Annotated in this window: 8 protein-coding genes; 5 read left to right on the plus strand and 3 right to left on the minus strand. The window is 67.1% G+C overall.

Translation table 11 applies throughout. From position 1 onward, the window contains the following. Both IG178_RS12730 and IG178_RS12735 read right to left on the minus strand, forming a co-directional pair. Positions 1-4,407 (minus strand): lamin tail domain-containing protein (locus tag IG178_RS12730; RefSeq protein ID WP_193212940.1); only part of this gene is annotated, 4,407 nt, incomplete at its 3' end. A 185-nt stretch (positions 4,408-4,592) separates the two neighbouring features. After that, positions 4,593-5,480, minus strand: a complete 888-nt coding sequence (locus tag IG178_RS12735; protein ID WP_193212941.1) for a LysR family transcriptional regulator — start codon at positions 5,478-5,480, stop codon at positions 4,593-4,595. A 69-nt stretch (positions 5,481-5,549) separates the two neighbouring features. On the opposite strand from IG178_RS12735, the gene IG178_RS12740 reads away from it, so the two are divergent. From IG178_RS12740 to IG178_RS12755, 4 genes are all read left to right on the plus strand, one after another. Further along, positions 5,550-6,737 carry an MFS transporter gene (locus IG178_RS12740; protein ID WP_193212942.1) on the plus strand — a complete coding sequence of 396 codons (1,188 nt, stop codon included), beginning with the start codon at positions 5,550-5,552 and terminating at the stop codon, positions 6,735-6,737. Next, on the plus strand, positions 6,737-7,561 hold the full coding sequence (locus IG178_RS12745; protein WP_193212943.1) for an HAD-IIB family hydrolase: 825 nt from the start codon (positions 6,737-6,739) through the stop codon (positions 7,559-7,561). The genes IG178_RS12740 and IG178_RS12745 overlap by 1 nt, the downstream gene beginning before the upstream one ends. A gap of 46 nt (positions 7,562-7,607) precedes the next feature. Further along, complete coding sequence (locus IG178_RS12750) at positions 7,608-8,720, plus strand: prenyltransferase/squalene oxidase repeat-containing protein (RefSeq protein ID WP_193212944.1); 1,113 nt, start codon at positions 7,608-7,610, stop codon at positions 8,718-8,720. 99 nt (positions 8,721-8,819) lie between these two features. Continuing rightward, the gene (locus IG178_RS12755) at positions 8,820-9,893 is read left to right on the plus strand and encodes a vWA domain-containing protein (RefSeq protein WP_193212945.1); all 1,074 of its coding nucleotides are present in this window, start codon (positions 8,820-8,822) and stop codon (positions 9,891-9,893) included. Positions 9,894-9,905: 12 nt separating this feature from the next. Here the strand turns inward: IG178_RS12755 and pabB are convergent, their stop codons facing one another. Beyond that, entirely contained in the window at positions 9,906-11,258 is a 1,353-nt protein-coding gene (gene pabB, locus IG178_RS12760) for an aminodeoxychorismate synthase component I (protein WP_193212946.1), read from the minus strand. Between the two features lie 23 nt (positions 11,259-11,281). Between pabB and IG178_RS12765 the strand changes: the two genes are divergently transcribed. Further along, a complete protein-coding gene (locus tag IG178_RS12765; RefSeq protein ID WP_193212947.1) occupies positions 11,282-12,442 on the plus strand; it encodes a hypothetical protein in 1,161 nt (386 codons plus the stop codon). Position 12,443: the final 1 nt, after the last annotated feature.

Consider the following 12,443-nt stretch of genomic DNA (forward strand, 5'->3'; position numbering starts at 1 on the left):
CGGCGACCACGGCGCATCGTCGCCGTAGTCGACACCGCGGATCACGTTGTCGCCCGGGGTGTAGAGGACCAGGTTTTCGCCGGCGTTGTTGAGCTGGCCGGAGTACTTGCCGGCGACGGGCTTGCCGCTGCCGTAGCGGAAGGCGAAGGCGTCGGGGTCGGCGACCACCAGCAGGCGGGCTCCCGGGGCCAAGGTGCGGCCGGTCGGCGCGCCGCTGAAATTGAAAGCGATGGCTCCGTAGAAGTAGACGCCGTCGAGGTCGACGTGGCGGCTGCTCGTGTTGAGGATCTCGACGAACTCGAAGGCCTCGGAATCGTCGAATCCGGCGGCGATCTCCTCCGGCGACGGGTCGGCCGGATGGTAGTGGATTTCCGAGATGGCGAGGTTCGACGACGAGGCCGGGTCGGTGTCGAGCAGGAAGGTCGCGTCGCTGACGGCGCTCCAGGTGCTGCCGTCCTTGCCGCGGATCTTCAGGTGGCGTTCGCCGGTCCCGGTGAGGAAGAGTTCGCTGCCTGTGACGTTGCGGGTGGCGGTGAGCTGGAGGTCCATGGTGATGTCCGAGCTGCCGCCGCTGGCCTGGTGGATTTCCACCGCGATGACATTGGAGCCCTCGACCAGCGGCGCGGCGCTGGCGGCGGTGACCGCGGTGGTCTCCTCGATGGCACTGCCGGTGTAGTAGTTGTAGGCGGGGTTGACCGGCAGGTTGCCGGCGATGCGTACGCCGTTGAGGTAAACCGCGTAGGCATCGTCGTAGTTCACGCTGACCTCGAGGCCGGTGACTTCGGAAAGGTTGTTGATGGTGAAGCCGCGGCGGAAGTAGCAGGTCGCCGCCTTTTCGTTGGGGGCGGAGTAGGCGATCGGGATCACAGTGGCCTCGTCGCCGTCGCCGTAGCCGAGCTCCGCGGTGCCGCTGGGCCAACTGCTGTCATTGTGTCCGGCGGCCCGCCAGCTGGTTCCCTGGTTGCTGCCGTCGTAGAGGTACTTCCAGCCGGAGGCGGACCATGGGACCAGGGTTTCGACGGTGGTCGACGCGGTGTAGACGAGCGCGCCCGGTTTCACCGTGCCGCCGACCGCGCGGGGATCGGAGCCGTCGGGCATGTAGTAGAAGGTGGATCCGGCGGGACCGGCGACGGTGACTTCCACGCCGCTGTCATGGTAGCCGCCGAAGGGCGTGGGAACCGGGGCGTCGATGGACGGGTAGAGGCCGTCGGCACGGAGCTGGTTGAGGACGATCGGGGCGCGCGGTGCGAGGTAGTTGATGAGTTCGTTGCGGGCGTTGATCCAGGTCAGCCGGGTCTTCGGGGTGGCGTTCTTGGCGTCGCCCCAGCGCGCGCTTTCCGCGATGATCGCCTGGTCGACGATGGTGGCGAGGCCATTGATGCGGGTGTTCCAGCGGGCCGCGTCGAGGGCGCCGCCATTGAACATGTGCTTCTGGATGTGGTCGGCCCAGAGCATCTTGTACTCGGCGTTCCCCATCAGGTCCTGGTGGAGGAACATCGGGTTGGCGTAAGCCACGTTCGACTGGTTCGCGGCGATGAAGGGGCCAGTGCGGTCCTCGTTCACGTTGAAGAAGGTGTGCTCGAAGTCGTGGACGAAGTAGCGGAAGCCCTGGCCCGGGTTGTTGTCGCGGCGGCGGCTGCCGAACCAGTTGTTCGCCCGGTCGTTGCCGAGGAAGGCGGAGGTCGCGCCGTCGAGGTTGCCGGTCCAGAAGGTCAGCAGCATGTAGTCGACGAGGTTGCCGGGATCCAGCAGCACCGGATCGGCCGTCGGGGTGACCCCGTCGGCGGCGAGGCCCATGGTGCGGAAGTAGTTGCTGTTGGTCGGCGAACTGGCGACCGCCCGTCCCTTGGCCCAGAGGTCTTGCCAGGCGGCGAGGTTGCCGTCGGTGGCGCCGGTGACGTAGCCCGACTCGCCCTCGCTCTTCACCACGTCGTATTCATCCTTTTTGCCGCCGAAGTAGGACTCGGCGAAGGCCGCTTCGGGACGCTCGTCGAGGTTGTAGAGACCCCAGTACTGGCCGTTGAGATAGAGGTGGAAGTAGCGCAAGCGCGACCCCGGCTGGGCCATGTCGAGGATCGCCTGGCGGGTCGATTCCTCGCGCAGGAAGGTATTACGGTCGTCGCCGCCGAAGGACCACGAGTAGTTCTGGGCGGTGCGGAAGTCGATCTGGTCGAAGCTCTGGGTGCCGTGCCGGCCGAACAGGGGATACTCGAGCTTGGAGTCGCCGTAGTCGCCGCGGAAATACATCCGGAACGAGTGCTTCGGGTTGTCCTTGGAGCGGGAAAAGCCACCGCGGATGCGGATGCCGGCATCGATCTGGAACTCGCTGGTGCCATTCGGGTTGCTGCCGTCGGGGGGATTGATCCACTCCATCGAGGCCGGTCGCTCCCAGGCGAAGCCGCGGTTGCCGGGATTCGAGTAAATGCCTTGGGAGCCGCCGAGGTCGAAGAGGTTCGAAAGGTCGGTGGTGATCGAAACCGCGGGCAGCGCGGCTAGGGCGGCTTTCACCTGGGCGCTGCCGCCGATGGCGGTGCTGCCGTGATTGACGATCTCCGGATCCATCCCGTAGTCGAGGACCTGGCCGTTGCTGCTGCCGGACGGCCAGCCGGGTCGGGGCACGCCGTTCGCCGACTGGGTGATGACGTCGTTGAGGAAGAAGTAGCTCTGGGTGTCGACGTCGGTCGGTTCCCAGCCGGTCCGCACGCCGCGGGCGCGCAGCACGGTGGTCGAGGAAATCGTGAGCGGTCCGGTGTAGAGCTGGCCGTGGGTGGCGGTGGGCGTCGACCCGTCGGTCGTGTAGCGGATGGAGGCACCGGGGCTGGTGGTGATGGCGACCTGGATGGGGCTGGTGTAAAAGCCGCGCTTCACACTGAACTGGGTGTCCGCGACCTTGCCGAGCGAGCTCGGTTCGACATTGATCCAACCGGGCGTGGCGTTGCCGCCGGCGTAGAAAGCAGGCGCGGCACCGGCGTCGAGCGAGCCGGCGATGAGTTCCGGCAGGATCAGGAAGCTGCCGTCCGCGCCGGTGTTCTTCATGCCGTGGATCGCCAGCAGGTTCGAACCGTCGGCCAGCAGCGGGAGATGGGCGGTGAGGTTGAAGCCCATGCGGCGGAGGCTTTCCGCGTCGCTGCGGCCGGAGTTGGCGGTGGAATTCCACGACGGGCTGCCGGGCACGTTGTCAGAGGCGACCTTGGTGCCATTGAGCCAGGCGGCGAAGCCGTCGTTGTGGCGGGTGACCAGCGACAGCGCGGTGGCGCTGCCGGGCCCGCTGGCGGGGAAGCTGGTGCGGAAGTAGGCACCCTGCTTGCCGGCGAGCGCCGCTGCCAGGTTGGTGGCGATGATGTCGCCCGGTCCCGACGGCTCGGTGGTGGCGGCCAGCCCGCCGCCGGCGACGTCGCCGACCAGCCGGAAATCGGCGGCATTCCACGTGGCATGCGATCCGGGTGCGGCGAAGAATTCGAGGCAATCGCCGCCGCCGCCCTGGAACATGATGACCTCGAAGCTGTGCAAGCCGGCGCCGAGGTAGCGGGTGCCGAGGTGATCCTGCGGGCCGTGGAAGCTGTCGTCGGTGTAGAGGATGCTGCCGTCGATCTTCAACTGCCCGCCGTCATCGGAGTTGGTGCCGAAGGTGTAGGCACCGGCGACGGGGATCTCGACCCAGCCGGTCAGCTTGATCGAATAATTGTCGCCGTTGCCTCCCGGCGGTGCGGAGTTGTTGCTGTAGCGACCGTCGGATCCAATGCCGAGGAAGTTGGCCGAATCGACGACCGCAGTGGCTTCGTCGAGGATCCCGGGATCGCCTGGCGGCAGGGCATGGAGGGCCAGGGCGTCGGCCAGGCCACCCATCGAGCCGTTCTTGAAGACCTGCCGCGCGGTGATTCCCGGGACCTTGATGCCGTGGCCGAGCCCGCTGGGTCCGCTCGGCCAGGAGCCGTCCGCGAAGCCGGGCTGGTTCCAGGTCGCGGCCGGGTTGCTGCTGCCGGTCGGCACCTGGTAGCGGGTGCTGGCACCGGGGGCGAGGAGGACGGTGCTTTGGAAAATCGAGCCGTAGGATTCGTCGCCGTCGAGTTCCGGAAACTCCGGGCCGAAGTCCTGCGCCACCGTCGTGCCGTCCGGCAGGACCAGGGCGAGGTACTCGCCGTCGGCATCGAGGGAGAAATTGGTGTGCAGCGGTTGGTTGGCGAAGCGGCGGTTTTTCCCCGAGGCCCAGATGACGCGGAACTCACCCGGGGCCAGGGTGATGTTCGGAAAGCGCCACTTCGTCAGTTCGGTGGCGGAATCGGTCAGATACCAGTCGTCCAGTGAAACCGGCGCGGCAGTCGGGTTGTGCACCTCGATCCAGTCGGAGAAGTCGCCGTCTTCATCGGTTGCGGTGGTCTGGTTCTTCGCCATGAACTCGGTGATCACCGGATTTGCAACTCCGTGCAAAGCGGAGCCAAGCGTACACGCGACGAGGACGGGGATGAAACGCATCGAGAAAAGGGGGGTTTTTGGGTTTAGGGTTGGAAACACTGGCCGTCTTTCCGGACCTCCGCAACCCCTGAATCGGGGCGGGACATCCGTGGAATTACGTCGGTCCGCCGCTCCGCCTGTCAGGCGGATCCCGCCGCCCGGACGGCTTTCAGCTCGTCGAGGAAGGCGGCGAGCACGGGATTCGAATCGCCTTTCCGCCACACCGCGCTGACCGACCAGGCGGCGTCGCGATCGGCGATGCGATGGCAGCGGACGCCCGGGGTCACGTCGCGCCACGACGATTGCGGGACGACGGTGACACCCATGCCCGCCCGCACCAGCGCGATGGCGGTGGGGAATTCCCGGACCTCCTGGACGATCCGCGGATGGAAGCCGTGGCTGGCGCAAAGCCGGAGCACGTGCTGGTGGAATCCCGGCGAGCGGTCCGGAGTGATCAGCACGAACGGCTCGTCGCGGCAGTCCTTCAGCTTGAGCACCCGCGACGGTGATCCTGACTCGGCGCCGACCAGCGCGAGGCGATCATTCAACACCGGCAACCGCGCGTAGCCGGGGCCCAGGCCGGCGGAAGTCCGCACGAAGCCGAGGTCCAGGCGGCCCTCGCGCAGCGCGTTCACCTGTTCCAGCGTCGACATGTCCTGGAGCGCGATCTGCAGTTCCGGTGACCGGCTGCGCAGGCGGGTGATCACCTGCGGAACCAGGTCGAGTCCGTGGACGCCGAAGCCGATGCGCAGTCTCCCGGTCTTTCCCTGCGCGCCTTTCTTCCCCTCGTCGATCAAGCGGTCGAAGCCGCCCAGGATCTCGCGGGCCTGGGGCAGCCACATCGAGCCGAGCGCCGTCAGCCGGGTGCCCTTCGTCCCGCGGTCGAAAAGCGCGCCGCCGAGCTCCGCCTCGATCTTGCGGATCTGCTTGGTCAGCGCGGGCTGGGAAAGGTTCAGCGCGTTAGCGGCGCGGCCGAAATGGAGCTGCTCGGCCAGCACGGCGAAGGAGCGGAGCTCGTAGATTTCCATTCCTGAAAGTGATCATGGCGATCAAATAATGCCATTAGAATAATCAAGGCGACCAAGGCAGGATCGGGCATGAGCTTTGCAAGCGATGCCACCGCGGCGCGCCGTTCCCGCCGGGCGGCCTCGATGATGTTCCTGGTCGACGGGGTCGGCTTCGGCGTGTGGGCGGCGCTGTTGCCGTCGCTGCAGCGGCGGCTTGAGATCGGCGACGGCGACCTGAGCGTCATCCTGCTGCTGATGGCGGCCGGCGCGATGGCGGCGATGGGCGTCGTGGGCCGGGTGGTGGCCCGCTGCGGCAGCCGCACCACGTTGCGGTGGGTCGCCCCGATGTTTTGCCTGGCCTTGTGCCTGCCTGCCGTCTCGCGGGACTTTTCCGCGGTGGCGGCTGCGGCGATCCTGTTAGGCGCCTTGAAGGGCTGCTTCGACGTCACCGTCAACGCGCAGTCGATCGTCGTCGAGAAGGCCCTGGACCGGCCGGTGCTTTCATCGTTCCAGGCCTGGTGGAGTTTCGGCGGCCTCGGCGCCGCGGGACTGACCGGCCTGGCGCTGAAACTGGGGGCGGCGCCGGTGCAGATCACGCTCTTGGTCGCGGCGATCCTGCTGCTCCTTTCGCTGCTGTGCCCGCGCGATCTGCTGCACGACGTCGAGTCCGTGCCATCGGGTCGCCGGGTCGGGCCGGTCTTCAACCCGCGCCTCGCGTTGATCGGGGTCCTGGCCTTCGCGGCCTTGTTCGCGGAAGGGGTGATGATGGACTGGAGCGCGATCTACGCGCAGCGGGTTGCCGGCGCGGCCGACTGGCTCGCCCCGTTCGCCTACGGGATCTTTTGCACCGCGATGGGGGTCGGCCGCCTGTCCGGCGATCGCCTGATGAGCCGCTTCGAACCGCGGATGGTGGTCCGGTGCTGCGGTGCCCTGGGCGCCGCGGGGCTCTTGTTGATGGTGCTGGTGCCCTACTTGCCGGCGACGTTCGTCGGGTTGGCGGCGGTCGGTTTGGGATTCGCGAACCTCGTCCCGGTTTTCCTGGGTGCCGCGAGCCGGGCCCGGCCGGATGCGGTGGCGCGGGCGGTCGCGAGCGTGTCGATGATTGGCTACACCGGCTTCCTCGCCGGCCCGCCGGTGGTCGGCTTGCTGAGCGATTTCGCCGGCCTTCCCGCCACTTTCGGCGCGGTGGCGGTGCTTGCGCTTGCGATCGGATGGTGGGGGCCCGCGCTGCTTGAACGGTCGCCGCGGAAGGAAGAACAGGAAGCTTACAACGGATGATGAATTCACTGCTTACCCCGCGGCTCGCCGCAATCGATCTCGACGGCACGCTGCTTGGTCCCGATGCAACGATCAGCGCGGCCAACCGAGCCGCGGTCGCACGGCTCGCCGCAGCGGGCATCGAGGTGGTCCTCGCTTCCGGACGTCATGTCCGGTCGATGCAGTCCTATGCCCGCCAGCTCCCCGAGGTGAGGTGGCTGGTCTCATCCCAAGGTGCGGAAACCGGGCGCGCCGACGGGTCGCGGGTCCTTGCCCGGAAGTTCCTGCGCGGATCCGACGTCGAGGCGCTGATGTCCGAAGAAGCCCAGCGCGGTTTCACCCCGGTCTACTACGCCGCCGACAACGTGTTCGCCGCCGCGGGGGGAAATGCCGACCTCGATTTTTACGCCGCCTTGGCCGGACGCACGCCCGCGCCTGCGGGCCGCGCCGAGATCTCGCGGATGCCGCTGCAGAAGATCGTCTGGGTCGGCGAAGCGAGGGCGATTTCCGCCCTGCGCTCGGACGCCGGTCTCGCGGCGCTCGGTTTGCAGGGAGTGCAGACCGAGGAGCGGCTGTATGAGTTCATGCCCAGGGAGACGACCAAGGCGGCGGGTCTGCAGGTCCTGGTGGACGAGCTGGGGATGAGTCCGCGGGAGGTGGTGGCCTTCGGGGACGGCGAGAACGACATCCCGATGTTCGACTGGGCGGGGTTCTCGTATGCCATGCCGCACGGCTGGAAGAACGCGCTGGCGCGGGCCGCTTGCACCGCTCCCGCCGGTCCGCGTGAAAGTGCATTCGCGCGGGCGGTGGAAATGCTCCTGGAAGCAGGCGGCGGAACGGGGTGAATCCGTTTTCCCAAGATTCCGCCGCCAGGGACGTTTTCCACCGGTCATGGACCATCGATCCCCCTTGCCCGGAATTTGTTCCGTTGCCACCGCGGTGGCGTTCTTCGTGGCGGCCGGACCCGTTGCCGCGGGATTGGAAAAGCCGCTTCAGGCCGAGGCGACGGCTGCGATCCAGCAGGCCCTCGGCTACCTCGCAAAGGCCCAGAACGCTGATGGCTGGTGGTCGAGTCCGGACTTCCCGGGACTCAGCGGACTGGCCGTTCAGGCTTTCCTTCTCGCTCCCGGTCCCGCTCGCGATGACGGGGCGGCAGTGCGCAAGGGTCTCGATTTCATCCGCTCCTCCGCCAAGCCCGACGGGGGCATCTACAACAAGGGCATGGCCAACTACAACACGTCGATCGCCCTCACCACCCTGTTGCGGGCGGATCGGGTGGAAGATGTGCCGCGGATCGAGGCCGCACGCAAGTTCCTGCTTGGCGGCCAGAAGAGCGGTGCTGGCAAGCCGGGTGATGACGGTGGCTTCGGCTACGAGCCGGAAGGCAAACGCAGTCGCCCCGACCTGGACAACACCGTGTTCGCCGTCGAGGCACTGGCGCTGTATCGCGACAAGCACCGCACCGTGGAAAAGATCGGCCAGCCGGATCTGGACTGGGAAGCGGCGATCGACTTTGTCAGCCGTTGCCAGAATCTCCCCGGCTCCAATCCGGCGGAATGGGCCAGCGACGATCCCGCTGAAAAGGGAGGATTCACCTACACGCCGGAAGGCTGTCAGGACGGCACCCACAGCTATGGCACCATGACCTACTCCGGCTTGCTCAGCCTGGTTCACGCCCGGGTTGCTGCAGACGACCCGCGCGTGAAGGCGGCGGTTGATTGGCTGTCGCGCCGCTACTCGGTTGACGAGAATCCCGGGCTTGGGGAGCAGGGACTTTACTACTATTACTTCGTCATGGCCAAGGCGCTCACGGTCGCCGAGATCGGGCAACTCGATGCCGGAGGCCGCAAGGTCGAGTGGCGCAGCGAGCTTGCCCGCAAGTTGATCTCACTGCAGCGCGCCGATGGATCGTGGTCCAACCGGAACGGACGCTGGATGGAGCAGGACCCGGCACTGGCGACCAGTTACGCGGTGATCACGCTCGGCTCGCTTTGCAGCGACTGACATGGCCATCGGATGGCCGGACCGGTCTTCTGTTGGTTGAGTTGGATTGTCTGAAAATGTCCTAAATTAACGAAAAACAGGATCGTTCCTGTCATCAGTATGACGCCGTCGATTCCATCACTCCATGATGCCGCGAGGGAGGACCAGCGCCGCCGGCAGCATCGCAAGAGTTCGATCACCAGCGTTGTGATCGCGGTACTGGTGATGATCCTGGTGTTGATCGCCCTCGGGCTGGTGCTGCTGCCCTCCTTGTCGACGGATGCTCCGGTGGTGGTGGCCTACCAAGGACCCGTGCGGGTGGAGGATCCTCCGGAACCGAAGAAGGTCACCCGGACGCGCCAAGCGCCTTCGGCACCGTCGGCCGCGATGTCGCGGGTGATCACCGCCAATGCGACCCGTGACGTGGCGATGCCGGTGGTGGACTTCGAGGTGACCGAGCCGTCGATGGAATTCGGCAGCGGCAATGACTTCGGTGACGGTTGGGGGAACGGGGCAGGGGGTGGAGCAGGTGGCGGTGGTACCACCTTCTTCGAGCAGAAGGTCAAGGCGGAGCGGATCGCCTACGTGATCGACTATTCCCTTTCGATGCGTGGCCGGCGCGAGAAATTGATGCGGCACGAGTTGGGCAAGTCGATCGGCCAGCTCGCACCGGGGACGCAATTCCAGGTGATTTCCTTCGCGGGTCCGGCTTGGGTGGCGGGGAGCCGGGTCACCATGAACAACGGCAACTCGGATGCAGTGGTCGATGCCGGTGGCGAGCAGTTCAAGTGGCGGTCCGGGTCGAAGTCGGGCGGTTGGGAGCCCTTCGGCCGTCGCCAGCGGCCGCAATGGATTTCAGTCGCGCCCGGCCCGGTCGATGAAGCCAAGGCACTGGTCGAGACGATGCCGCTGGTGTGGGGGACCGATTGGGAGAATCCGCTGGAAATGGCGATCGCGATGGAACCCCCGCCGCAGCTGATTTTTTTCATGACCGACGGCGCGGTCGGCGGGGACATGGTCAAGTTGGCCCGGAAGCTTGGCAACCGGGCGAAGCACCGCGGGATCATCGTCAATACGGTGGCGATGATGGAGCCGAAGGCGGAGGCGGCGATGATGGAGCTCGCGAAGCGGGCCGGCGGCCAGTTCACCATCGTCAAGGCGATGGGCGAGGTGGAGGTGGTGCCGATGCAGTGATCCGGGGTGCGTTCACCAGCGTTCGACCGCCATGCGGATGCCGGCGGCCTTGTGGAGGGTCTCCTCGAATTCCTTCGCGGGGTCGGAATCGGCGACGATGCCGGCGCCGACGTGGTAACTCAGTTCATCGCCGTCGCGGACCAGGGTGCGGATGGCGATGTTGAACTGGCTTTCGCCGTGGTAGCCGAAGTAGCCGATGGCACCGCAGTAGATGCCGCGCGGGACGTCTTCGAGTGCGGCGATGATTTCCATGGCGCGCTTCTTCGGGGCACCGGTGATGCTGCCGCCGGGGAAGCAGGCGGCGAGGGCGTCGGGCTGGCCGAGGCCGTCGACCAGCGTGCCGGTGACGGTCGAAACGAGGTGGTGGACCTGGCCGAGCGACTCGAGCTGCAGCATTTCCGCTACCTGGACGCTGCCGAACTCGCAGACCTGGCCGAGGTCGTTGCGGAGCAGGTCGGTGATCATCACCAGCTCGGCGATCTCCTTCGGGCTGGTCTGCAATTCGTAGGCGGAGCGGCGGTCTTCGTCCGGATTGCCGAAGCGCGGGCGGGTGCCCTTGATCGGGCGGGTCTCGATGCCGCGCCCTGACATCCGCAGAAAGGTTTCGGGGGACGAGGAGAGGATCTCCTTGCCGCCGAGTGCCAGGTAGGCGGCGAGGGGGGCAGGCGAGCATTCGCGCAGCGATTCGTAGAGCGGGAAAAGCCCGGAGCCGTCGACCGTGGCGCGGAAGGCCTGGGTCAGGTTGACCTGATAGATGTCGCCGGCGGCGATCCATTCGTGGATGCGGTGGACAGCGGCGAGAAAGGCGTCGCGCGCCATCAGCGGGCGGAAGGGTCCGATCACCGGGCGCGCGAAGCGAGGCGGGCGGATTTCCGAGGCAAGTCCGCCGACCTGGTGCCAGCGGCCGCTGCGGTGGTCGTGGACCAGCATTTCCGGGTAGTCTCCGAAGACGAAGTCGCCGTCGTAGCCGATCCAGCCGCAGAGCCCACCGAGCGGGAAGCCGCGGTCGGCGGCGGGCGATTCGGCGCCGCTTGCGAGTGCGGCATCAAGCCGGCCGCGGTCGGCGATGGAATGGATCGAGCCGGTCAGCAGTTCGCGCGGGCGGGCGGCGATCACCGAGATGGCGGCACCGTAGCTGGCGGGGAGGTGGCCGGCGGTGTCGAAGAACACCAGTCCGGGCAGGTGGCTCAGCGAGGCCGCGACCTCGGCGGGCGTCAGGCCGTCGAGGGCGGAGGACCGGGTGGCGGTGGAAATGTCCACGGCCGGGAAGGTGGGATCGCCCGGCAGGATTCCAAGCCTGAAGTTGCCGGCAGCAGTGCGGAAGCGCCCTTGCCGGCCGGCCGCCTCCCGCCTTGCGTCGGGCATTTCCGCTGGCTAGCTTGCCGCTCATGGCCAACAAGCTGCGTCGATCCAACCTCGTTTTCCAGTTGTCGTGCTGGATGCTGGGACTCATCGCCTTCGCCCAGTTGCTGACCGCCGGCGTGGCGCTGGCGGCGCGGATGGAGCGGGCGCAGGAGGTGCGGATCGTCGAGAAGGTGGTGCCGAAGATCGTGACCATCGCGCAGCCGGTCGTCGCCAAGCCGCCGCCGGCGCCGCCGGTGACCGCCGCCTTGCCGCCGATGCCGGACCCGACGCCGCTGCCGCCGCCGCGGCCGCGGTCGGCCCCGCCGATCGCCGATCCGGTGGTCGAGCGGCTGGTCGTGGAAGCGCGGGCGGCGCGGGTGCTGGGTGACAACATGTCGGCGATCACCAAGCTCGAGTCGGCGAAGGAACTCGCCCCGAAGGATCCGTCGGTGATTTATGAGCTGGGTCTGACCTGGGAAGGCATGGCCGCGTACGACCTGCGTCTGGCCGACCAGGCTTCCGATTGTTTCCTCGAGGTCATGCAGATGAACACCGACGGCGCCGGTGCCCTCTACGAGCTCGCCGCGGAGAAGCTGCGGGAAGGGATCGCGATGCCGGACGACCTGCGCGGCGAAATGGCGCTGGGGCGGGTGCGGATTTTCAAGGATGACAAGTTCGACGAAGGGGAGCGCGTGATCGTCACCGCGCCGGTGCAGGTCGCCCCGGGCACCACGGTCGACGGCCAGGACATCGAGGTGCGCGTGACGTTCTTCGAGACGGTCCGGCGCGACGGCAAGGACCAGATCGAGGAGAGAGCCGACGGTTTCGCGCGCGTGACCACGGAATTCCCGACGCTGCCGTTTGACTTCGCGGTGGGCGAGGAGCTGGTGCGCGTCACCTACCTGATGCCGTCCCAGGAACTCCGGCAGGAGCACCTTTTCGGCCGCAGGAACTATTACGGGCAAGTGGTCGAGCTGCTTTACAAGGGCGAGGTGATCGACACGCAGGCGTGGCCGCGGCACCTCTCGTCGCGCAGCGCGGTGAGCTCGCGCCATGACGATTCGATGCCGCAGTTTCTCACCGAGGATATGATCGAGATCGACCCGGCGAATCCGCTGCTGCCGACGCGCGAGGGTGAGTACTTGCCTGACCTGCCGAGCTACGACTCTCCTGGCGACATGCTCCCTCCCCCGCCCGAAGACTGAC

Source organism: Neoluteolibacter marinus (assembly GCF_014904755.1).
GTDB classification, from domain to species: domain Bacteria; phylum Verrucomicrobiota; class Verrucomicrobiia; order Verrucomicrobiales; family Akkermansiaceae; genus Haloferula; species Haloferula marina.